This is a genomic window from Streptomyces sp. NPDC002779, assembly GCF_042888685.1.
Classification (GTDB): domain Bacteria; phylum Actinomycetota; class Actinomycetes; order Streptomycetales; family Streptomycetaceae; genus Streptomyces.
The window spans coordinates 740726-761984 of record NZ_JBIAQC010000002.1 but is presented as its reverse complement, the minus strand read 5'-3'; the positions used below and the strand labels follow the sequence as shown (position 1 = coordinate 761984).

At 70.2% G+C, this 21259-nt stretch carries 21 protein-coding genes and 1 pseudogene; 12 read left to right on the top strand and 10 right to left on the bottom strand.

What is annotated here, in order from left to right; translation table 11 throughout:
* Positions 1-16: 16 nt before the first annotated feature.
* The 5 genes from ACFYW5_RS09000 to ACFYW5_RS08980 all read right to left on the bottom strand — a co-directional run bounded on the left by ACFYW5_RS09000 (position 17) and on the right by ACFYW5_RS08980 (position 3673).
* Complete coding sequence (locus ACFYW5_RS09000) at positions 17-1156, bottom strand: DUF475 domain-containing protein (RefSeq protein WP_389416266.1); 1140 nt, start codon at positions 1154-1156, stop codon at positions 17-19.
* 126 nt (positions 1157-1282) lie between these two features.
* Positions 1283-1858, bottom strand: coding sequence for a TerD family protein (locus ACFYW5_RS08995; RefSeq protein ID WP_389416265.1), 576 nt, complete (start codon positions 1856-1858; stop codon positions 1283-1285).
* A 105-nt stretch (positions 1859-1963) separates the two neighbouring features.
* Positions 1964-2539 (bottom strand): calcium homeostasis/redox stress adaptation protein, encoded by a 576-nt coding sequence (locus ACFYW5_RS08990; protein ID WP_250078559.1) that lies wholly within the window; start codon positions 2537-2539, stop codon positions 1964-1966.
* A gap of 113 nt (positions 2540-2652) precedes the next feature.
* Complete coding sequence (locus ACFYW5_RS08985) at positions 2653-3111, bottom strand: peroxiredoxin (RefSeq protein ID WP_389416264.1); 459 nt, start codon at positions 3109-3111, stop codon at positions 2653-2655.
* Positions 3112-3232: 121 nt separating this feature from the next.
* The gene (locus ACFYW5_RS08980) at positions 3233-3673 is read right to left on the bottom strand and encodes a DUF3052 domain-containing protein (protein WP_328871073.1); all 441 of its coding nucleotides are present in this window, start codon (positions 3671-3673) and stop codon (positions 3233-3235) included.
* 373 nt (positions 3674-4046) lie between these two features.
* On the opposite strand from ACFYW5_RS08980, the gene aceE reads away from it, so the two are divergent.
* Positions 4047-6794 carry a pyruvate dehydrogenase (acetyl-transferring), homodimeric type gene (gene aceE / locus ACFYW5_RS08975; protein ID WP_389416263.1) on the top strand — a complete coding sequence of 916 codons (2748 nt, stop codon included), beginning with the start codon at positions 4047-4049 and terminating at the stop codon, positions 6792-6794.
* A gap of 75 nt (positions 6795-6869) precedes the next feature.
* Complete coding sequence (locus ACFYW5_RS08970) at positions 6870-7601, top strand: potassium channel family protein (protein ID WP_389416262.1); 732 nt, start codon at positions 6870-6872, stop codon at positions 7599-7601.
* A 4-nt stretch (positions 7602-7605) separates the two neighbouring features.
* Here ACFYW5_RS08970 and ACFYW5_RS08965 read toward each other — a convergent pair.
* Both ACFYW5_RS08965 and ACFYW5_RS08960 read right to left on the bottom strand, forming a co-directional pair.
* Positions 7606-7913 (bottom strand): annotated as a pseudogene (locus ACFYW5_RS08965) (small hydrophobic protein).
* A gap of 288 nt (positions 7914-8201) precedes the next feature.
* On the bottom strand, positions 8202-9794 hold the full coding sequence (locus ACFYW5_RS08960) for an MFS transporter (protein ID WP_389416261.1): 1593 nt from the start codon (positions 9792-9794) through the stop codon (positions 8202-8204).
* 65 nt (positions 9795-9859) lie between these two features.
* On the opposite strand from ACFYW5_RS08960, the gene ACFYW5_RS08955 reads away from it, so the two are divergent.
* From ACFYW5_RS08955 to ACFYW5_RS08945, 3 genes are read left to right on the top strand one after another with little or no spacing between them, the layout of a single operon-like run.
* Positions 9860-10486, top strand: a complete 627-nt coding sequence (locus ACFYW5_RS08955) for a TetR family transcriptional regulator (protein ID WP_389416260.1) — start codon at positions 9860-9862, stop codon at positions 10484-10486.
* A gap of 54 nt (positions 10487-10540) precedes the next feature.
* Positions 10541-11758, top strand: coding sequence for an alpha/beta hydrolase (locus ACFYW5_RS08950; RefSeq protein ID WP_389416259.1), 1218 nt, complete (start codon positions 10541-10543; stop codon positions 11756-11758).
* Positions 11759-11816: 58 nt separating this feature from the next.
* Complete coding sequence (locus tag ACFYW5_RS08945) at positions 11817-12671, top strand: DUF4429 domain-containing protein (protein ID WP_389416439.1); 855 nt, start codon at positions 11817-11819, stop codon at positions 12669-12671.
* A 4-nt stretch (positions 12672-12675) separates the two neighbouring features.
* Here ACFYW5_RS08945 and ACFYW5_RS08940 read toward each other — a convergent pair whose 3' ends face one another.
* Positions 12676-13695 carry an aldo/keto reductase gene (locus ACFYW5_RS08940; RefSeq protein WP_389416258.1) on the bottom strand — a complete coding sequence of 340 codons (1020 nt, stop codon included), beginning with the start codon at positions 13693-13695 and terminating at the stop codon, positions 12676-12678.
* Entirely contained in the window at positions 13692-14156 is a 465-nt protein-coding gene (locus ACFYW5_RS08935; RefSeq protein ID WP_389416257.1) for a MerR family transcriptional regulator, read from the bottom strand. Before ACFYW5_RS08935 ends, ACFYW5_RS08940 begins: the two co-directional genes overlap by 4 nt.
* 97 nt (positions 14157-14253) lie before the next feature.
* Between ACFYW5_RS08935 and ACFYW5_RS08930 the strand changes: the two genes are divergently transcribed.
* Together ACFYW5_RS08930 and ACFYW5_RS08925 are read left to right on the top strand one after the other, a co-directional pair.
* A complete protein-coding gene (locus ACFYW5_RS08930) occupies positions 14254-14724 on the top strand; it encodes a GNAT family N-acetyltransferase (RefSeq protein WP_389416256.1) in 471 nt (156 codons plus the stop codon).
* A gap of 60 nt (positions 14725-14784) precedes the next feature.
* Positions 14785-15597, top strand: a complete 813-nt coding sequence (locus ACFYW5_RS08925) for a serine hydrolase domain-containing protein (protein WP_389416255.1) — start codon at positions 14785-14787, stop codon at positions 15595-15597.
* Here ACFYW5_RS08925 and ACFYW5_RS08920 read toward each other — a convergent pair.
* On the bottom strand, positions 15594-16247 hold the full coding sequence (locus ACFYW5_RS08920; RefSeq protein ID WP_389416438.1) for a pirin family protein: 654 nt from the start codon (positions 16245-16247) through the stop codon (positions 15594-15596). The genes ACFYW5_RS08925 and ACFYW5_RS08920 overlap by 4 nt on opposite strands.
* 63 nt (positions 16248-16310) lie before the next feature.
* Between ACFYW5_RS08920 and fasR the strand changes: the two genes are divergently transcribed.
* The 5 genes from fasR (at position 16311) to ACFYW5_RS08895 (ending at position 21251) form a co-directional block, all read left to right on the top strand.
* Positions 16311-17516 (top strand): fatty acid biosynthesis transcriptional regulator FasR, encoded by a 1206-nt coding sequence (fasR, locus tag ACFYW5_RS08915; RefSeq protein WP_389416254.1) that lies wholly within the window; start codon positions 16311-16313, stop codon positions 17514-17516.
* A gap of 89 nt (positions 17517-17605) precedes the next feature.
* Complete coding sequence (locus ACFYW5_RS08910; protein WP_389416253.1) at positions 17606-18520, top strand: ACP S-malonyltransferase; 915 nt, start codon at positions 17606-17608, stop codon at positions 18518-18520.
* A 17-nt stretch (positions 18521-18537) separates the two neighbouring features.
* On the top strand, positions 18538-19539 hold the full coding sequence (locus ACFYW5_RS08905) for a ketoacyl-ACP synthase III (protein ID WP_389416252.1): 1002 nt from the start codon (positions 18538-18540) through the stop codon (positions 19537-19539).
* Between the two features lie 105 nt (positions 19540-19644).
* Positions 19645-19893: an acyl carrier protein gene (locus ACFYW5_RS08900; protein ID WP_389416251.1), complete on the top strand. Its 249-nt coding sequence runs from the start codon at positions 19645-19647 to the stop codon at positions 19891-19893.
* An 86-nt stretch (positions 19894-19979) separates the two neighbouring features.
* Complete coding sequence (locus tag ACFYW5_RS08895; protein ID WP_389416250.1) at positions 19980-21251, top strand: beta-ketoacyl-[acyl-carrier-protein] synthase family protein; 1272 nt, start codon at positions 19980-19982, stop codon at positions 21249-21251.
* The last annotated feature ends 8 nt before the right edge of the window (positions 21252-21259 follow it).

The window sequence follows — 21259 nt, the reverse complement described above, 5'->3', positions numbered from 1 at the left end:
CTCACGAGGAGGTCGGTCACACCCCGGACGAGACCTCAGTCTTGTCCGGGTCGGAGGCTTTTCCCTCGGCCGCCAGCGCGCGGTTCCGGCGCACCGAGGAGATGAAGGACCAGCCGATCAGGACGACACCGATACCGCCGGTGATGAGCTCGCTGATCTCGTACTGGATGGTGATCAGCAGGATCACGGCGAGGGCGCCGATGGCGTAGTGCGCGCCGTGCTCCAGGTAGACGTAGTCGTCGAGGGTGCCCTGGCGGACCAGGTAGACCGTGAGCGACCGGACGTACATCGCGCCGATGCCCAGACCCAGCGCCATCAGCACGATGTCGTTGGTGATGGCGAAGGCGCCGATCACGCCGTCGAAGGAGAAGGACGCGTCCAGGACCTCGAGGTAGAGGAACATGAAGAACGCGGCCTTGCCGGCCATGGCCACCGCCGAGCGGGGCTTGCCCTCGCGGGCGGCCGCCTCCTCCGCCTCGTGCTCGCGCTCCTCCTCTTCCTCCAGCTTGTTCTCGAAGTAGCCGGAGAGACCGCCGACGACCATGTACGTGATCAGGCCGCCGATGCCGGAGAGGAGAACCGTCTCTGCCTTGTTCTCGGGGCCCGCGTGCAGATGGGCGTGGGTGGCGAAGGTCATGGCGGTGCCCAGCAGCACCGCAAGCGCGACGCAGACCGACAGCATGTCGACCTTGCCGAGCTTGGACAGCGGGCGCTCCAGCCAGCCCAGCCACTTGATGTCACGGTCCTCGAAGATGAAGTCGAGGAAGATCATCAGCAGGAACATGCCACCGAAGGCCGCGATCGCCGGGTGGGCGTCGGTGACGAGCTGCTCGTAACGGTCCTTGTCGGTCAGAGCGAGGTCGACGGCCTCGATCGGACCCATCGACGCGCTGATGGCGACGATGACGACAGGGAAGACCAGTCGCATACCGAAGACGGCGATCAGGATGCCGATGGTGAGGAAGATCTTCTGCCAGAAGGCATTCATCTTCTTCAGGATTCCGGCGTTGACCACCGCGTTGTCGAAGGACAGCGAGATCTCTAGCACGGAGAGGATCGCCACGATGCCGAAGGCGGTCCACCCCCCGAAGAGGACCGCTGCGACGAGGCCGAGCGCGGTGACCGCGAACGACCAGCCGAAGGTTTTCAGAACCACTGGCTACCCAATCCTGTATGTACGGGTCTCCCCCGCTGCCGTACTCGGCTTTACGAACTTTTGAAGCCGCAGTCTAGTCGGCGCCCCCTGGTACCCCACGCGGCCCCGGCTTTTGCTCATATCGCGTTACGAGACGTTGACCCCGAAGTCCAGGGCGATGCCCCGCAGACCCGAGGCGTATCCCTGGCCCACCGCTCGGAACTTCCATTCGCCCTGGTAGCGGTAGACCTCGCCGAAGATCATCGCCGTCTCGGTGGAGGCGTCCTCGCTGAGGTCGTACCGGGCGAGCTCCTGACCGTCGGCCTGGTTCACCACCCGGATGAAGGCGTTGCTCACCTGCCCGAAGGTCTGGCCCCGCTCGTCCGCCATGTGGATGGAGACCGGAAAGACGATCTTGTCACACTGGGCGGGCACCTTGGAGAGGTCGATCACCAGCGACTCGTCGTCGCCGTCACCCTCACCGGTGAGGTTGTCACCGGTGTGCTCCACGGACCCGTCCGGGCTCTTGAGCTGGTTGTAGAACACGAACCACTCGTCGCCCATCACCCGTCCGCCGGTGCACATCAGCGCGCTGGCGTCCAGGTCGAAGGGGGCTCCGGTGGTGGAGCGCGCGTCCCAGCCGAGCCCGATCTTCACCTGGGTGAGGTTCGGTGCGGCCTTGGACAGGGAGACATTGCCCCCCTTGGCAAGCGTGACGCCCATGATGCTTCCTCCCCAGGTCAAGCTTCTTTGGTTGTTTCCCTGCGCGTCCGGCGCCGCACGCAAACCGTGCGGCGCCGGGCGGTTGGAGCGCGATCGGTGCTCGGCTCAGACGTTCACGCCGAAGTCCTGCGCGATGCCGCGCAGGCCCGAGGCGTAGCCCTGGCCGATGGCACGGAACTTCCACTCCGCGCCGTGGCGGTAGAGCTCACCGAAGACCATGGCGGTCTCGGTGGAGGCGTCCTCGCTGAGGTCGTAGCGGGCGATCTCGGCGCCGCCGGCCTGGTTGGCGACGCGGATGAACGCGTTGCGCACCTGGCCGAAGGACTGCTGGCGGTTCTCGGCGTCGTAGATCGACACCGGGAAGACGATCTTCTCGACGTCGGCCGGGACGTTCGCCAGGTCGACCTTGATCTGCTCGTCGTCGCCCTCGCCCTCACCGGTGAGGTTGTCACCGGTGTGCTCGACCGAGCCGTCGGGGCTCTTGAGGTTGTTGAAGAAGATGAAGTGCGCGTCGCTCGCGACCTTGCCGGACGAGTTCAGCAGCAGCGCGCTGGCGTCCAGGTCGAAGTCGGTGCCGGTCGTGGTGCGGATGTCCCACCCCAGACCGACGATGACCGCGGTGAGGCCGGGGGCCTCCTTGGTCAGCGATACGTTGCCGCCCTTGCTGAGGCTGACTCCCACGAGTCCTCCATTGGTGTCCAGGGGCGGGGAGCCCCGCCATGCGTTTGGTACCGGATCAACGAGTCGATCCTAGTAAGGGGTTCCCGTGGGCCGCAGGCCCTGGGGCCCAAGAATCACAGGGTGTCGAGCGCCTTGACGTAGTCGTTCAGGTCACGGGCGTCCGGCAGGCCGTTGACGACGGTCCAGCGGACCACGCCCTCCTTGTCGATGACGAAGGTGCCGCGCACCGCGCAGCCCTTGTCCTCCGCGAAGACGCCGTAGGCACGGGACACCTCGCCGTGCGGCCAGAAGTCGCTGAGCAGGGGGTACTCGAAGCCCTCCTGCTCGGCGAAGACCCGCAGGGTGGGGACCGAGTCGTTGGAGACGGCGAGCAGCTGGGTGTCGCGGTCGGCGAACTTCGGCAGGTTGTCCCGCAGCTCGCACAGCTCGCCGGTGCACACGCCGGTGAAGGCGAACGGGTAGAAGAGCAGCACCACGTTCTGGTGACCGCGGAAGTCGGACAGCCGCACGGCGCGGCCGTGGTTGTCCTTGAGTTCGAAGTCGGGGGCCTTTTCGCCGACCTGGAGGGCCATGTCCGGCTTGTCCCTTCGATGGGGCTGTTCGGGTGGTCGCAGCCACCCTACGCAGGGATCCCGAAGGGCCCCCGGACGGGGCCGACCGAAGCCGGCGGCCCGTCCGGTGCCTGGCGGAGGATTACTTCTTCGTGGACTTCGCCGCCTTCGGCGTCACCAGTCGGCTGCCGCTCCAGTCCTTGCCGACACTGACGCTCTTGGACGCGGACAGTCCGGCCGTCGTCGCGGCTTCGGAGATGTCGCTCGGCTCTACGTAGCCGTCGCGTCCGGTCTTGGGTGTCAGCAGCAGGATCGAGCCGCCCTCCTCGATGTACGTGGTGGCGTCCACCAGCGCATCTGTCAGGTCGCCGTCCTCGTCGCGGAACCACAGCACCACGGCATCGGCGACGTCGTCGTAGTCCTCGTCCACGAGATCGCTGCCGATGACTTCCTCAATGGCCTCGCGGAGTTCTTGGTCTACGTCCTCGTCGTAGCCGATCTCCTGGACCACCTGCTCGGGCTGGAACCCCAGCCTGACGGCAGGGTTCGTCCGCTCCTCCGCGTGGTCCGCGGTCGCGCTCACGGGTTGCCTCCTGATCATGTCTTCGGGAATAACTCAGCCACGCGCGTGCGCGAAGCCTGGCCGTAGTCCACACGGGCGGGGCGGATCGCGCAAGTACCCGGCCGCCGAGACCGCCGAAACGGTGACGTTCCGGGCTGTGTCACCGCGATTCCCGCCGTGGCGTCACACTCCAAGGTGACACACGCCACACCGTTCTGCCCTCTTTGCGCTTTTGGGAACCCTCCGGGGGGACCAGGCTTGGATTACCTCGCAGTAGAGATGACGTTTGCCGTCCCGAGGTACACGATGGGGAACGGCGCAGGCAGTGCAAAACCCCAGAAACATGCCCCGAAGCAAGCCCCGAATACCAGCCCTCTGACAGGTAAGGACCAGCGTGGCTTCCGGATCCGATCGCAACCCGATCATCATTGGCGGCCTTCCGAGTCAGGTTCCTGACTTCGATCCCGAGGAAACCCAGGAGTGGCTCGACTCCCTCGACGCCGCCGTGGACGAGCGCGGCCGTGAGCGGGCCCGCTATCTGATGCTCCGGCTGATCGAGCGGGCCCGCGAGAAGCGCGTGGCCGTGCCCGAGATGCGCAGCACGGACTACGTCAACACGATCGCGACCAAGGACGAGCCGTTCTTCCCCGGCAACGAGGAGATCGAGCGCAAGATCCTCAACGCGACCCGCTGGAACGCCGCGGTCATGGTGTCCCGGGCCCAGCGCCCCGGCATCGGCGTGGGCGGCCACATCGCCACCTTCGCCTCCTCCGCCTCCCTGTACGACGTGGGCTTCAACCACTTCTTCCGGGGCAAGGACGAGGGCGACGGCGGGGACCAGGTCTTCTTCCAGGGGCACGCCTCGCCGGGCATCTACGCCCGCGCCTTCCTGCTGGACCGGCTCAGCGAGGAGAACCTGGACGCGTTCCGCCAGGAGAAGTCCAGGGCGCCGCACGGGCTGTCGTCGTACCCGCATCCGCGGCTGATGCCGGACTTCTGGGAGTTCCCGACCGTGTCGATGGGCCTCGGCCCGATCGGCGCGATCTACCAGGCGCGGATGAACCGCTACATGGAGGCGCGCGGGATCGCGGACACCTCCAAGTCGCAGGTGTGGGCGTTCCTCGGGGACGGCGAGATGGACGAGCCGGAGTCGCTCGGCCAGCTGTCCATCGCGGCCCGGGAGGGCCTGGACAACCTGACCTTCGTCGTCAACTGCAACCTGCAGCGGCTCGACGGCCCGGTGCGTGGCAACGGCAAGATCATCCAGGAGCTGGAGTCGATCTTCCGGGGCGCCGGCTGGAACGTGATCAAGCTGGTCTGGGACCGCACCTGGGACCCGCTGCTGGCCCAGGACCGGGACGGTGTGCTGGTCAACCGGATGAACACCACCCCGGACGGGCAGTTCCAGACGTACGCCACCGAGACCGGTGCGTACATCCGCGACCACTTCTTCGGCGACGACCACCGGCTGCGCGCGATGGTCGAGAACATGACCGACGACCAGATCCTGCACCTGGGCCGTGGCGGTCACGACCACAAGAAGATCTACGCGGCCTTCGCGGCGGCCAAGGCGCACAAGGGCCAGCCGACCGTGATCCTGGCCAAGACGATCAAGGGCTGGACACTGGGCCCGAACTTCGAGGGCCGCAACGCCACGCACCAGATGAAGAAGCTGACGGTCGACGACCTCAAGCGCTTCCGGGACCGCCTCCACCTGCCGATCTCCGACAAGGAGCTGGAGTCCGGCGCGCCGCCGTACTACCACCCCGGCCGGGACACGGAGGAGATCCAGTACATGCACGACCGCCGCCAGGCGCTCGGCGGGTACGTCCCGACCCGTGTGGTGCGCGCGAAGCCGCTTCCGCTGCCCGAGGACAAGACGTACGCGACCGTGAAGAAGGGCTCGGGGCAGCAGTCGATCGCGACGACCATGGCCTTTGTCCGGCTCCTCAAGGACCTCATGCGGGACAAGGAGATCGGCAGGCGGTTCGTGCTGATCGCGCCGGACGAGTACCGCACGTTCGGCATGGACTCCTTCTTCCCGAGCGCGAAGATCTACAACCCGCTCGGGCAGCAGTACGAGGCGGTCGACCGTGAGCTGCTGCTGGCCTACAAGGAGGCGCCGAACGGGCAGATGCTGCACGACGGCATCTCTGAGGCGGGCTGCACGGCCTCGCTGATCGCGGCGGGTTCGGCGTACGCCACGCACGGCGAGCCGCTGATCCCGGTGTACGTCTTCTACTCGATGTTCGGTTTCCAGAGGACCGGCGACCAGTTCTGGCAGATGGCGGACCAGCTCTCGCGCGGCTTCGTGCTCGGCGCGACCGCCGGCCGCACGACCCTGACCGGTGAGGGGCTGCAGCACGCCGACGGCCACTCGCAGCTGCTGGCGTCGACGAACCCGGGCTGCGTGGCGTACGACCCGGCCTTCGGGTTCGAGATCGCGCACATCGTGCAGGACGGCCTGCGGCGGATGTACGGCCCGACCGCGGACGGCAGGCCCGGCGAGGACGTCTTCTACTACCTCACCGTCTACAACGAGCCGATCCAGCACCCGGCCGAGCCGGAGAACGTGGACGCCGAGGGCATCCTCAAGGGCATCTACCGCTTCAGCGAGGGCAGCTCGGGCTCGGTCCCGGCGCAGATCATGGCGTCCGGTGTCGCGGTGCCGTGGGCCCTGGAGGCGCAGCGGATCCTCGCCGAGGAGTGGAACGTGAAGGCCGACGTCTGGTCGGCGACCTCCTGGAACGAGCTGCGGCGCGATGCCGTGGCGTGCGAGGAGCACAACCTGCTGCATCCCGAGGAGGAGCAGCGGGTGCCGTACGTGACCCGGAAACTCGCCGGGGCCGAGGGCCCGTTCGTGGCGGTGTCCGACTGGATGCGGTCGGTTCCGGACCAGATCGCGCGGTGGGTGCCGGGGACGTACCAGTCGCTGGGCGCGGACGGCTTCGGCTTCGCCGACACCCGGGGCGCGGCCCGGCGGTACTTCCACATCGACGCCCAGTCGATCGTGGTGGCCGTGCTCACGGAGCTGGCGAAGGAGGGGAAGGTGGACCGCTCGGCGCTGAAGCAGGCGATCGACCGGTACCAGCTGCTGGACGTGTCGGCGGCGGATCCCGGCGCCGCGGGCGGCGACGCGTAGCGCCCCGCTCGGGGACGCGTGGAGGGCCGAGGGGCGACTGCCCCCCGGTCCTCCGGCGTTTCCTACGATGCGCTCATGAAGGAGAGATCCGCGCAGGTCCGTTGGGAACAGCACACGCAACGGCCGCTGCTGGCGCTGGCGGTGCTGTTCGCCGTCGCCTACGCCGTGCCGATCGTGGACAGCTCGGCGGGCGAGGGGCTGACGCGCGCCTGCACGGTGATCGAGTGGGTGGTGTGGGCCGCCTTCGCCGCCGACTACCTGGTCCGGCTCAAACTGGCCGAGCACCGGCGGCAGTTCGTCCGGCGGCACTGGCTGGACCTGTGCGCGGTGGCGCTGCCGCTGATCCAGCCGCTGCGGCTGCTGCGGCTGGTGTCGACGCTGATGCTGGTCGGCCGGCGGGCCCGCATGGCCTCGCAGGTCCGGCTGACGACCTATGTGGTCGGCACGGTCGTCGGTCTGCTGATGTTCGGCTCGCTGGCGGTGCTGTCCGTGGAGCGGGACTCCCCGGAGGGGAACATCAAGACGCTGGGTGACGCGGTGTGGTGGTCCTTCACCACGATGACCACGGTGGGGTACGGGGACCATGCCCCGACGACCGGCCTGGGCCGTGTCCTAGCGGTGGGCCTGATGCTGTCCGGCATCGCGCTGCTCGGTGTCGTGACGGCGAACATCGCCGCCTGGTTCATCGCCCGCTTCGAGATGGACGACGTGGAGGAGCGGCGCCAGACGGAGGCGATCCACCAGCTGACGGAGGAGGTCCGTCAGCTGCGGGCTCAGGTCGCGGCGCTGTCGGAACGGGCGCCGTGACGGGTCAGAACAGACCGCCGCCCGGAGCGCCCGTGCCCGCCAGCCGGACCAGGGCCAGAAGGGTGTCGATCGCACCCAGTACCACGGCTGTCAGTGCCGGGACCGGGCGGGCGCCGGACCAGGATCGGGTTCATCGCGAGCCAGCCGCAAGACGATGGCCACCGGGCCCAGGATGATGCCCAGGACGAAGAAACCGGCCACCGCGCAGATGGTTCCGATGATGCCGAGTGTCGCGCGGTCCGGCCCGGACCGTGACCACGTCCGGCCACGCGTGCGGGGGTGCCTGCGCGTTCCCTGTCCGAAGCCCGCCATGGTGCACTCAACTCCCGGGAACCGTCGATCTGTTGGATTCGGTTCCCCGGTCGGGTACCCCGTCCCGCGGGTCTATTCCTCCGGATTCATTCCACCGGGCTGCCGGCGCGCTGTCCCCCTCCGGCAGCGCGCCGCAGCACCGGCCGCCCTCCTTGCCGTACGAACGTGCCCGAGGAACATGCCGTACGGAGGGCTTGACCCACTGTGACCCGCGGCGCGTGCCGAGGACGAGGAATCTTTAGCTTTGTCACCCTGATAGGGGAAAGCGGGGGCAAACCCCTTGCCGCGTCAGATGTGCGCGGCCCCCGCTCCCGCCTCCGCGTTCTCGCCCCGCTTGGTCAGGAACGCGACGGCGACGGCCACCGCCGCCACACCGGCCGCGACCAGTGACGCGAGGCTCATCCCGGAGATGAAGGTGTCGTGCGCGACGTCCGTGATCTTGGCGGCGATCGCGTCCGGCGTGCCCGGGGCCACCGGTGCCACACCTACCTGCACCGCCTCGGCGGCCTGCGCCTCCTGAGCCGCCGTCAGCTCCGGAAGGCCCGCGTCCGTCCAGTTCCCGGCGAGGTCGCTGTCGACCTTGGAGGCCATCACGGCGCCCAGCACGGCCGTACCGAGGCTGCCGCCGATCTGCATCGCGGCCTGCTGGAGACCGCCGGCGACACCGGAGAGCTCCATGGGGGCGTTGCCGACGATGACCTCGGTGGCGCCGACCATGACCGGCGCGAGGCCGAGGCCCAGCAGGGCGAACCAGATCGACATCAGCCCGCTGCTGGTGTCCGTCTCCAGCGTGGACATGCCGTACATGGCGATGGCGGTGAGGGCCATGCCGCCCGCCAGCGGTACCCGCGGGCCGAGCTTGGTGATCATCGCGCCCGCCAGCGGCGAGCCGACGATCATCATGCCGGTGAGCGGGAGCAGGTGCAGGCCCGCGTCGATCGGGCTCATGCCGTGCACGTTCTGGAGGTAGAACGTCACGAAGAACAGGCCGCCCATGAAGGCGATGGCCATCAGGACCATCAGCACCACACCCGCCGACAGCGGGACCGAGCGAAACAGCCCGAGCGGGATCAGCGGCTCGCGGACCCTGGTCTCCCAGAACGCGAAGAGCCCGAAGAGCACCACCGACGCGACGAGGAACGTCCACGTCCGGCCGTCGCCCCAGCCCCACTCCGGCGCCTTGATGAGCGCCCACACCAGGCAGAACATCGCGCCCGACAGCAGGCCGATGCCGAGGAGGTCGAAGGAGCGAGGGGCGTTCACGGCGCGGTGGTCCAGCAGGATCAGCACACCGAGGACGACGGCGAGGATGCCGACCGGCACGTTGATGAAGAACACCGACTGCCAGTTGACGTGCTCGACGAGGACACCGCCGAGGATCGGGCCGCCCGCGGTGGAGGCACCGATGACCATGCCCCAGATGCCGATCGCCATGTTGAGCTTCTCGGCCGGGAAGGTCGCCCGCAGCAGGCCGAGCGCGGCCGGCATCAGCAGCGCGCCGAACAGACCCTGGAGCACCCGGAAGGCGACCACCAGTCCGATGCTGCTGGACATGCCGATCGCGCCGGAGGCGGCCGCGAAGCCGATCACACCGATGAGGAAGGTCTGCCGGTGCCCGAAGCGGTCGCCGAGCTTGCCGGCGGTGATCAGGGCGACCGCGAGGGCCAGGAAGTAACCGTTGGTGATCCACTGCACCTCGGCGAAGGTGGCGCCGAGGTCCTTCTGGATGGCCGGGTTGGCGATGGCCACGATGGTGCCGTCCAGGGCCACCATCATGACGCCCACGGCGACGGTTATGAGCGTGAACCAGGGGTGCCCACGCAGCCCGGAGGGCGGGACGGCGTCCTGGGGCGCCTTGTCGACGACGGTCTGACTAGTCATGCCGCGAGGTTAATGACAGCCTCTGACAATTGACAAACATATTCAAAAGTCAGTAACTGACGAATATGCAAACACTGCGTGACCGCAAGAAGCAGCGCACCCGGGACGCGCTGCTGCGCTCGGCCCTGGAGCTGTTCACCACCCGGGGATACGACGAGACGACGGTCGACGACATCACCGACGCCGTCGAGGTCTCCCAGCGCACCTTCTTCCGCTACTTCGCCAGCAAGGAGGACGCCGCCTTCGCCGTACAGGAGATGGCGGAGGCGCACTACGTCGAGGCCGTGCGGCTGCGGCCGGCCGGGGAGGCGCCGATGCGGGCGCTGCGGCAGGCCGTGGTGGAGGGCTGGGACGGGCTGCACGAGGTCATCGAGTCCGTGGTGCCGGTGGAGCTGTATCTGCGGATGTACCGGGTGATGGAGTCGACGCCCGCGCTGCTCGCCGCGCATCTGCGGCGCTCGGCGGAGACCGAGGAGCGGATCGCGCGGGTGCTCGCCGAGCGGGAGGGCCTGGACGTGGACGCCGATCCGCGGCCCCGGCTCGCGGTCGCGGTGTTCGGCGGGGTGATGCGGGTGACGGGGCGGCAGTGGAGCCGGAGCGAGGACGTCAGCCTGGCGGGCATCCGGGCCCTGACCGTCGCCTATTTGGAGCAGGTGGGGCCCGCTCTCACGGAAAGCTGGCGCGAAACGTGATCCCCGTCACTCGGTTGACGCGAGACCCGTTCGTTCTCCTAGTGTGTCCTCCCAGTGACTTCCTTCGACACGTCCCCGCAACTGAACGTCTGGCGCGTCCTGCTGGCGCTGGCCGTGGTGTTCGTCATGCTGGCGACCACCGGCTGGACCGCGCTGCGCGATCAGCGCCCCACGCCCGCCCTCGAGGCCTCGCGTGCCGCCTGGGAGCACGCCCGGATCGGCGGCCGCGCACTGCCGGACACCGACTCCGCCCCGGCCCGGCTGACCCGCTTCTTCGCCTCGCTCACCGCTGACCAGCGCACCGCCCTGGCGCGCCGCTATCCGCTCGCGGTCGGCAACATGAACGGCGCCCCGGTCCGGCTGCGTTACCGCGCCAACCACCTCGCGCTGGCGCAGGCCCGCAAGGTCGAGCGCAAACGCATGCAGGACAGCCGGCTCACGCCCGGGGGACAGCGGGAGGCCGGCCGCCGAATGAACCGCTACGCGGCGCTGATGAACCCCGGCCGGCACATCCTCGCCTTCGACCCGGCGGGCTCCGGCCGGGTCGCCGAGGTCTTCGGCGACCTGGACCGGGCCGAGCGGATCTCCGTGGTGGTGCCCGGCGTCAACACCGATGTGCTCACCTTCCAGCGCACCTACCGCAAGTACTCGGCGCCGGTCGGCATGGCGCAGTCGCTGTACGCGGCCGAGCGCACCGCCGACCCGTCGACGCGTACGGCCGTGATCGCCTGGGCCGACTACAGCGCGCCCGGCGGCCTCGGCCTCGACTCGGCCACGGCGGGGCACGCCGTGGGCGGTGCGGCACGGCTGAACGCGCTGGTGCGGGCGCTGCCCGGCGGTTCGCCGGTCTCCCTGTTCTGCCACAGCTACGGCTCGGTGGTGTGCGGGGTCGCCGCGCGGACGCTGCCCGGCCGGGTCGCGGACATCGCGGTGGCGGGCAGCCCCGGCATGCGGGCGGCGAAGGTGACCCACCTGGGCACCTCGGCCCGGGTGTGGGCGATGCGGGACACGGACGACTGGGTGCAGGACGTGCCGTACCTGGAGCTCGGCGGGCTGGGACACGGGGCGGATCCGATGTCCTCGGCGTTCGGGGCGCGGGTGCTGTCGGCGCGGGACGCCCAGGGGCACAGCGGGTACTTCGAGCCCGGCACCGACAGCGTGCGCAACCTCGCGGAGATCGGGGTTGGCGCGTACGACGCGGTGGCCTGCGCGGGCGATGACGCGGTCTGCCGGGAGGGTTTGTCCGGCACCACGCCGGTCGGACGCGCGTAGAGGGCGCAGAAACTACGGTCTGCGCGGGGAGGCGACGGAGGGGCGCGTGCCGCATACGATGAGCCGCATGGGTGACGTACTGGCCGGATTTCATGCCGCCTGGGAGTTCGAGTCCGACTCCGTGCTCATCCGTTACGAACGGGGGATTCGAACACCCAAGCTGTTGCAGGCGCTCGGGGAGCGGCGGGTGCCGCTGGCGGCGATCTCGGCGGTGACGCTGACGCCGGGCAGACGCGGCACCGTGGTGCTGCGCGCCGAGCCGCGAGTGGGGGCCGATCCGCTGATGGAGGCGGCCGACGGGCAGCTGAAGGAAGGGTGCGATCCGTATCGTCTGGTGCTGCCGGCCGAGCGGGAGACGCTCGCCGAGTACTACGCCGACGAACTGCGGGCGCAGGTGAAGGACTCCGGCCCGGCGGACCGTTTCCTGGTGGCGGCGCCGGAGGTCCCGCGGTCCTTCAAGGCGTACGACGCCAAGGCGTCCTTCGACGGGCGGACGGTGGCGTTCCGCTGGTTCTGGACGGGGGCCTCCTCCGCGAAGTGGAAGGCCGGGGACCAGTCCTTCGCGATCGGTGACCTGAGCGGGGTCGAGTGGCGCTCCCCCGAGGTCTTCGAGGGGCATCTGCGGCTGCTGCGGCGCGAGGTGGCCGCGCCGCCCGCGCAGGTCGACCAGGATCCGGCCGCGGTGGTGTTCGGGCTGGGGTACGGGCCGGTGCACGAGTCGCTGCCGTTCGCCGCGGCCGTGCTGGCGGCGGTGCGCTCGGCGGCGCCGGCCGTCCCGGCTGCGGCCGTGCCGCGCCGGGATCCCGCCGACATCGCCGAGCGGATCCGCCATCTCGGGGAGCTGCACCAGGCCGGGCTGGTCACCGATGAGGAGTTCTCCTCCAAGAAGGCGGAGTTGCTGGCGGAGTTGTGAACAACTACTCCCGTCCCGCCGACGTGAACGTCATGTCCGGGTACCGGTCGCCCGCCACCTGCTCCGCGATCGGTTCCAGCAGGCCCAGTTCCTCCTCCGTCAGGACGATCCGGGTGGCCGCGGTGTTCTCCTCCACCCGGGCCGGCTTGCGGGTGCCCGGGATCGGGACGACCGGGAGCGCGTGGACCGTCGCCTGCTGCTGGACCCAGGCCAGGGCGATCTGGCCCAGGGAGGCGCCGTGCGCGTCGGCGATCTTGCGGATCGGTGCCAGGAGGGCCGCGTTCGCCGTGGCGTTCTCGCCGGTGAAGCGGGGCTGCCGGCGGCGGAAGTCGTCGGGCGTGAGGTCCTTGTCGGCGGAGCCGAAGGAGCCCGCGAGGAAGCCCCGGCCGAGCGGGGAGTACGGCACCAGCGCCACGCCCAGCTCCCGGGCCGCCGGCACCACCCGCGCCTCGATGTCCCGGCTGAACAGCGACCACTCCGACTGCACGGCGGCGATCGGGTGCACGGCGTGCGCGGCCCGCAGTTCGGCGGCGGTGACCTCGCTCAGACCCAGGTGCTTGACCTTGCCCTCGCGCACCAGCTCGGCCATGACGGCGACGGTCTCCTCGATGGGGACGTTCACGTCCCGGCGGTGCATGTAGTAGAGGTCGATCGTCTCGACGTCCAGGCGCTTCAGGCTCGCCTCGACGGCCTGGCGGACGTAGGGCGCGTCGTTGCGGATGATCCGGCGCGTCGGGTCGTCCGGCGGGATCGCCAGGGCGAACTTGGTCGCGATGACGACCTCGTCGCGGTGGGCGTTGAAGAAGGGGGACAGGAAGCGTTCGTTCTCTCCGGCGCCGTAGGCGTCCGCCGTGTCGTACAGGGTGACGCCCAGTTCCAGGGCCCGCTCCAGGGTGGCCCTGGACTCCTTCGCGTCCGAGGGGCCGTAGGCGAAGCTCATGCCCATGCAGCCGAGACCCTGGATCCCGGTCTCGGGGCCGGTGTCGCCCAGGCGTGCGGTCGCGATCGTGCTGTTCTCGGTCATCGGGGCCTCTCCGACGCCAGGGCGAGCCCGGCGTCGCCATAGAAAGCGATCTTGCGGTCGAGCACGGCGAGCGTGTCCTGGAGTTCCGCGATCCGGGCCAGGACGTCCCGGCGGGTCTCCTCCAGCAGTTCGTAGCGCGCGCCGTAGGTGTGGTCGCCCTCGCGCACCAGCTCGGCGTACCGGACCATGTCGGCGACCGGCATCCCGGTCAGCCGGAGCTTGCCGACGAGGTCGAGCCAGTCGAGGTCGCGGTTGCTGTAGCGGCGCTGGCCGGTGTGCGAGCGGTCGATGTGCGGCATCAGGCCGATGCGCTCGTACCAGCGCAGGGTGTGCGCGGTCAGGCCGGTGAGCGCGGCGACCTCGCTGATCGTGTAGCTGTCCTGCCCGTCGGGGCGCCGGTCGGACTGCGGCGGTCCCGCGCAGGTGTCGGTCCCGGTGCCCGTGGTCTCCATCACCGTCATGCCCTCAACGCTATGGCCTTCGAGTGCACTCCAAGCAAGCGGAACAGGGCAGAAAACCACGGGACATGACGTGATCGCCGTGGCTAGCGTGCCGGTCATGAGTCTCGTACGCCGTGCCACCGCCGAGGACGCCGCCGAGGTGCTCCGGCTGCGCCAGGTGATGATCGATTCGATGCCCGGAGCCGACACCTCCACCGACTGGCACCCGGCCGGGCTGGCGGGCCTGCGGGCGCGGCTGGCCGAGCCGGACGGCGACTTCGCGGCCTTCGTCGTCGATCATCCGGACCGGCCGGGCGCCCTCGCCGCGCTGGTGGTGGGGACGGTGGAGTACCGGATCGGCAAGCCGGCCAACCCGCGCGGACTGTCCGGGTACGTCTTCAGCGTGGCCACCGACCCGGACGCCCGCCGCCGCGGCCACGCCCGTGCCTGCATGGAGTCGCTGCTGGAGTGGTTCCGCGAGCGGGGCGTCGGCCAGGTCGACCTCACGGCCTCCACCGCCGCCGAGCCGCTGTACGCCTCGCTGGGCTTCGGGCGCACGCCGGACCCCTTCATGCGGCTGATGCTCTGAGCACCCTCGGGCCCGGTGCCCCTTTCGGCCCGGTGTCCGAGCCCCTTTAGGCTCGGTGCCATGAAGAGCCTCGCGTTGATCGAGAACTGGCCGGTCACCACCGCCGCCGCGGCCGTCGTACGGGCCGACGGGACGGTCCTCGGAGCGTACGGTCCCGGCGGGCACCGCTTCCCGCTCGCCTCGGTCACCAAGCCGCTGGCCGCGTACGCCGCGCTGGTGGCGTACGAGGAGGGGGCGGTCGAGCTCGACGAGGCGGCGGGGCCGGCCGGCTCGACGGTCCGTCATCTCCTCGCCCACACCTCGGGCCTGGCCTTCGACGAGCACCGGGTGACGGCTCCGCCCGGGGAGCGGCGGCTGTACTCCAACGCCGGTTTCGAGCAGCTCGGGGACCACCTCGCCAAGGCCACGGACATCCCGTTCGCGGAGTACCTGCGGCAGGCGGTGCTGGAGCCGCTGGGGATGACGTCGACGTCCCTGGAGGGTTCTCCGGCGAAGGACGGCGTCTCCACGGTGGACGACCTGGTCCGCTTCGCGGCGGAGGTGCAGGCGCCGCGGCTGCTGGACCCGCGGACGGTGGCGGAGGCGATGACGGTGCAGTACCCGGGCACGAAGGGGGTGCTTCCGGGGTACGGCCACCAGAACCCGAACGACTGGGGCCTCGGCTTCGAGATCCGCGACGGCAAGTCCCCGCACTGGACCGGCTCCTCCTCCTCGCCGCGCACCTTCGGCCACTTCGGCCAGTCCGGCACGTTCCTGTGGATCGACCCGGCGGCGGGCGCGGCGTGCGTGGCGCTCACGGACCGGGCGTTCGGCCCGTGGGCGGTGGAGGTGTGGCCGGAACTCACCGACGCGGTCCTGGCCGAGCTGCGCTAACCGGCCATTTCCCACATCAGCAGCTCCACGCCCGTCACGCCGACCGCCTCGACGTCCTTCGCCCCGCCGATCCGCGCCGCGTCCCCCGCCCCCAGTGTCTCCCCGGCCAGCCGCACCTCACCGCGGACCACATGGACGTAGACGTGCGCCCCGTCCGGGACCGCGGTGCGCTCGCCGGGGGCCAGGCGGCGGACGTGGAGCAGCGCTCCGGCCTCGGGGACGGCGTACGGCGTGGAGTCCGCGATGCCGGGGACGATCTCGTAGGCCGGGTCGCCGCCCGGGGTCAGCGGGGCCAGCCAGGTCTGGACGAAGACGAGGGGGGCGGTGCCGTCGTTGCGTTCCACGTGGCGCACGCCCGCCGCCGCGCTCAGCCGCTGGACGTCCCCGGGGCGGACGACCGTCTCGTGGCCGGTGGAGTCGCGGTGGGTCAGTTCGCCCTCCACCACCCACGTCACGATCTCGGTGTGGCTGTGGGGATGCTCGTCGAAGCCCGCTCCCGGGGCCAGCCGCTCCTCGTTGCAGGCGATCATCGTGCCGAAGCGGAGGTTGCCGGGGTCGTAGTGCGGGCCGAAGGAGAAGGCGTGCCGGGAGTCGATTCCTGCCGCCGGGTCGCCGCCTGGGTAGCGCTCGTCGGCGCGCCGTACGTCCATCACGAATCCCACCGTAGACCCCACCGGCGCACGCTCCCGTCCGGATAAGGCACTCTTGTCCCCGTGCCCGAACCCGAAGCCCACGAGCCCGAAGCCGCTGCGCACGCCGCCCACCCGCACCCCGCGACCCTGAAGCGGCTGGAGCAGTCCTCCGGCAGCCTGGCCGCGCAGGCCATCACGCGCATGGACGAGACGCTGCCGTGGTACCGGGCCATGCCCCCGGAGAACCGTTCCTGGATCGGTCTCGTGGCCCAGGCCGGCATCGCCGCCTTCACCGAGTGGTTCCGGCGTCCCGACGCCCCGCAGGCCATCTCCACCGATGTGTTCGGCACCGCCCCGCGCGAGTTGACCCGGGCGATCACCCTGCGGCAGACCGTCGAGATGGTGCGGACGACGATCGAGGTCATGGAGTCCGCCATCGACGAGGTGGCGGCCCCGGGCGACGAGTCCGTGCTGCGTGAGGCCCTGCTCGTCTACGCCCGGGAGATCGCCTTCGCCACCGCCCAGGTCTACGCCCAGGCCGCCGAGGCACGCGGTGCCTGGGACGCCCGCCTGGAGTCCCTGGTGGTCAACGCCGTGCTCAGCGGCGAGGCCGACGAAGGCGCCGTGTCCCGGGCCGCCGCCCTCGGCTGGAACTCCCCCGAGCATGTGTGCGTCGTCCTCGGGACCGCCCCCGACGGGGACTCCGAGCTGACCGTCGAGGCCATCCGGCGTGCCGCCCGGCACGCCAAGCTCCAGGTGCTCACCGGGGTGCTCGGCGACCGGCTCGTCGTCATCGCCGGCGGCAGCGACAATCCGCTCGCCGTCGCCAAGTCGCTGATCGGCCCCTATGCCGCCGGGCCCGTCGTCGCCGGGCCGATCGTGCCCGATCTGCTGGCCGCCACCCGCTCCGCGCAGGCCGCCGCGGCCGGGCTCAAGGCCTGTTCCGCCTGGCAGGACGCCCCGCGCCCGGTCCTGGCGGACGACCTGCTTCCGGAACGTGCCATCGCCGGGGATCCCGGTGCGCGCGAGCAGTTGGTGGAGGAGATCTACAGACCGCTGGAAGAGGCCGGGTCGGCGCTTCTGGAGACCCTCTCCGTCTATCTGGAGCAGGCGAGCAGCCTCGAGGGCGCCGCCCGGATGCTGTTCGTGCATCCCAACACCGTGCGCTACCGGCTTCGACGTGTGACTGACGTCACCGGCTGGTCGCCTTCCGATGTACGTTCCGCGTTCACGCTGCGGATCGCGCTCATCCTGGGACGTCTGGTCGACGGCGATCTTCAGCCGTAGGGTTTTGTCGGGGTTCCACAAAACCCCCTCCTGTTCTTCGTCCTTGTCCCCACGGGCGGCCGTGGCCGTCCCCAAGAGAGAGTGTGAGAGTGCTCGTACTCGTCGCTCCCGGCCAGGGCGCCCAGACGCCCGGCTTCCTGACTCCCTGGCTCGACCTGCCCGGCGCCGCCGACCGCGTCGCCGGCTGGTCCGACGCCGTCGGCCTCGACCTCGTCCACTACGGCACCAAGGCCGACGCGGACGAGATCCGGGACACCTCCGTGGCCCAGCCGCTCCTGGTCGCCGCCGGGATCCTCTCCGCCGCGGCACTGGGTGCCGTGACCCCGGGTGCCGTCGCGGGCCACAGTGTCGGTGAGATCACCGCCGCCGCCTTCGCGGGCGTGCTGGACGACACCGCCGCCCTCACCCTCGTACGCAAGCGGGGCCTGGCCATGGCCGAGGCCGCCGCGATCACCGAGACCGGGATGTCGGCGCTGCTCGGCGGCGACCCGGACACCTCCGTGGCGCACCTGGAGAAGCTCGGCCTGACCCCGGCGAACATCAACGGCGCCGGGCAGATCGTGGCCGCGGGCACCATGGAGCAGCTCGCCGCGCTCACCGAGGACAAGCCCGAGGGCGTGCGCAAGGTCGTCCCGCTGAAGGTCGCCGGCGCCTTCCACACCCACCACATGGCGCCGGCCGTGGACGCGCTGGCCGAGGCCGCCAAGGCGCTCTCGGCGGCCGACCCGGCGGTCCCCTACGTCTCCAACAAGGACGGCCGGACCGTCGCCACCGGCGCCGAGGTGCTGGACCGGCTGGTCGGCCAGGTCGCCAACCCGGTCCGCTGGGACCTGTGCATGGAGACCTTCAAGGAGCTCGGCGTCACCGCGCTGCTGGAGGTGTGCCCCGGCGGCACCCTGACCGGCCTCGCCAAGCGCGCGCTGCCCGGTGTGAAGACGCTCGCCCTGAAGACCCCCGACGACCTCGACGCGGCTCGCGAGCTCATCGCAGAGCACAGCGGCTGACAAGGAGCCCGAAGAGCATGTCGAAGATCAAGCCCAGCAAGGGCGCCCCGTACGCGCGGATCCTCGGTGTGGGCGGCTACCGCCCCACCCGGGTCGTGCCGAACGAGGTGATCCTCGAGAAGATCGACTCGTCCGACGAGTGGATCCGCTCCCGCTCCGGCATCGAGACCCGGCACTGGGCCTCCGACGAGGAGACCGTCGCCGCCATGTCGATCGAGGCGTCCGGCAAGGCGATCGCCGACGCCGGGATCTCCGCCGAGCAGATCGGCGGCGTGATCGTCTCGACCGTCTCGCACTTCAAGCAGACCCCGGCCGTGGCCACCGAGATCGCCGACAAGCTCGGCACGAACAGGGCCGCCGCCTTCGACATCTCGGCCGGCTGCGCGGGCTTCGGCTACGGCCTCACCCTCGCCAAGGGCATGATCGTCGAGGGCAGCGCGGAGTACGTCCTCGTCATCGGCGTGGAGCGGCTCAGCGACCTGACCGACCTGGAGGACCGCGCGACGGCCTTCCTGTTCGGCGACGGCGCGGGCGCGGTCGTCGTGGGCCCCGCCAAGGAGCCGGCCATCGGCCCCACCGTCTGGGGTTCCGAGGGCGACAAGTCCGAGACGATCAAGCAGACCGTGCCGTGGACGGACTACCGCACCGGCGGGGTCGACAAGTTCCCTGCGATCACGCAGGAAGGCCAGGCGGTGTTCCGCTGGGCCGTGTTCGAGATGGCTAAGGTCGCCCAGCAGGCGCTGGACGCGGCCGGAATCAGCCCGGACGACCTGGACGTCTTCATTCCCCACCAGGCCAACGAGCGGATCATCGACTCGATGGTGAAGACGCTGAAACTGCCGGAGCACGTCACGGTCGCCCGCGATGTGCGCACCACCGGCAACACCTCGGCCGCCTCGATCCCGCTCGCGATGGAGCGGCTCCTGGCGACCGGCGAGGCGAAGAGCGGCGACACCGCGCTCGTCATCGGCTTCGGGGCGGGTCTCGTCTACGCCGCCACTGTCGTTACCCTCCCCTAGGCACTCCGTGCCGGATCATCATCAGGTCCGGCCCGGCTGTACTTACCCGCCGCTTCCGCGGCGGGCCTGCCAAACCCTCTGGATCACTAAGAAGGAGCGCCTGACATGGCCGCCACTCAGGAAGAGATCGTCGCCGGTCTCGCCGACATCGTGAACGAGATCGCCGGCATCCCGGTCGAGGACGTCCAGCTGGACAAGTCCTTCACCGACGACCTGGACGTCGACTCCCTGTCCATGGTCGAGGTCGTCGTCGCCGCCGAAGAGCGCTTCGACGTCAAGATCCCGGACGAGGACGTGAAGGACCTCAAGACGGTCGGCGACGCGACCAACTACATCCTCAAGCACCAGGCCTGAGTTTCCGCTTAGGCCGGACGTGCCCGGCCCCGCCACCCGGCGGTGGCGCCGCTGAATCCTCGTATCCCGTTGGAGAAAGAATTCCCGTGAGCTCGACCAATCGCACCGTGGTCGTCACCGGTATCGGCGCAACCACACCGCTGGGTGGCGACGCGGCCTCTACCTGGGAGGGCCTCGTCGCCGGACGTTCCGGTGTCAAGTCCCTGGAGCAGGAGTGGGCCGCCGACCAGGCGGTCCGGATCGCCGCACCGGTCGCCGTGGAGCCGACCGAGGTGATCGCGCGCCCGCAGGCGCGCCGGCTGGACCGCTCGGCGCAGTTCGCGCTGATCGCGGCGAAGGAGGCCTGGGCCGACGCCGGTTTCACCGACAAGGCGGGGGAGGACGGCAATGTCGACCCCGACCGGCTCGGTGCCGTCATCGCCTCCGGCATCGGTGGCGTGACGACCCTGCTGGAGCAGTACGACGTGCTCAAGGAGAAGGGCGTCCGCCGCGTCTCCCCGCACACCGTCCCCATGCTGATGCCGAACGGCCCCTCCGCGAACGTGGGCCTGGCGGTGGGCGCCCGCGCGGGCGTACATACGCCGGTCTCCGCGTGCGCCTCGGGCGCCGAGGCCATCGGCTACGCCATCGAGATGATCCGTTCCGGCCGTGCCGACGTGGTCGTCGCCGGCGGCACCGAGGCGGCGATCCACCCGCTGCCCATCGCCGCGTTCGGCAACATGATGGCGATGTCCAAGAACAACGAGAACCCGCAGGGCGCGTCGCGTCCCTACGACGTCGCCCGCGACGGCTTCGTCCTCGGCGAGGGCGCCGGCGTGATCGTCCTGGAGTCCGCCGAGCACGCCGCCAAGCGCGGGGCGCGGGTGTACGCCGAGGCGGTCGGCCAGGGCGTCTCCGCCGACAGCCACGACATCGTGCAGCCGGAGCCGGAGGGCCGCGGCATCGCGCACGCCCTGCAGAACCTGCTGGACCGCACCGACCTCGCGCCGTCGGAGGTCGTGCACGTCAACGCGCACGCCACCTCGACGCCGGCCGGTGACATCGCCGAGCTGAAGGCGCTGCGGAAGGTGTTCGGCGACGACGCCGACCACATCGCGGTGTCCGCGACCAAGTCGATGACCGGGCATCTGCTCGGTGGCGCGGGCGGTGTCGAGACCGTCGCGACCGTGCTCGCCCTGTACCACCGGGTGGCGCCGCCGACCATCAACGTCGAGAACCTCGACCCCGAGGCCGAGGCGCACGCGGACGTGGTCCGCGGCGAGGCCCGCAAGCTGCCGGTCGAGGGCCGCATCGCCGCGCTGAACGACTCGTTCGGCTTCGGCGGGCACAACGTGGTGCTGGCGTTCCGTACGGTCTGACCAGCGCT

Excerpts from the sequence above, each read along its gene's own strand:
- ACFYW5_RS08995 (WP_389416265.1), bottom strand. The coding sequence starts at position 1,858 with ATGGGCGTCACGCTTGCCAAGGGGGGCAATGTCTCCCTGTCCAAGGCC.
- ACFYW5_RS08985 (WP_389416264.1), bottom strand. The coding sequence starts at position 3,111 with ATGGCCCTCCAGGTCGGCGAAAAGGCCCCCGACTTCGAACTCAAGGAC.
- ACFYW5_RS08970 (WP_389416262.1), top strand. The coding sequence starts at position 6,870 with ATGAAGGAGAGATCCGCGCAGGTCCGTTGGGAACAGCACACGCAACGG.
- ACFYW5_RS08960 (WP_389416261.1), bottom strand. The coding sequence starts at position 9,794 with ATGACTAGTCAGACCGTCGTCGACAAGGCGCCCCAGGACGCCGTCCCG.
- ACFYW5_RS08955 (WP_389416260.1), top strand. The coding sequence starts at position 9,860 with ATGCAAACACTGCGTGACCGCAAGAAGCAGCGCACCCGGGACGCGCTG.
- ACFYW5_RS08945 (WP_389416439.1), top strand. The coding sequence starts at position 11,817 with ATGAGCCGCATGGGTGACGTACTGGCCGGATTTCATGCCGCCTGGGAG.
- ACFYW5_RS08940 (WP_389416258.1), bottom strand. The coding sequence starts at position 13,695 with ATGACCGAGAACAGCACGATCGCGACCGCACGCCTGGGCGACACCGGC.
- ACFYW5_RS08935 (WP_389416257.1), bottom strand. The coding sequence starts at position 14,156 with ATGACGGTGATGGAGACCACGGGCACCGGGACCGACACCTGCGCGGGA.
- ACFYW5_RS08930 (WP_389416256.1), top strand. The coding sequence starts at position 14,254 with ATGAGTCTCGTACGCCGTGCCACCGCCGAGGACGCCGCCGAGGTGCTC.
- ACFYW5_RS08925 (WP_389416255.1), top strand. The coding sequence starts at position 14,785 with ATGAAGAGCCTCGCGTTGATCGAGAACTGGCCGGTCACCACCGCCGCC.
- ACFYW5_RS08920 (WP_389416438.1), bottom strand. The coding sequence starts at position 16,247 with ATGGACGTACGGCGCGCCGACGAGCGCTACCCAGGCGGCGACCCGGCG.
- ACFYW5_RS08905 (WP_389416252.1), top strand. The coding sequence starts at position 18,538 with ATGTCGAAGATCAAGCCCAGCAAGGGCGCCCCGTACGCGCGGATCCTC.
- ACFYW5_RS08900 (WP_389416251.1), top strand. The coding sequence starts at position 19,645 with ATGGCCGCCACTCAGGAAGAGATCGTCGCCGGTCTCGCCGACATCGTG.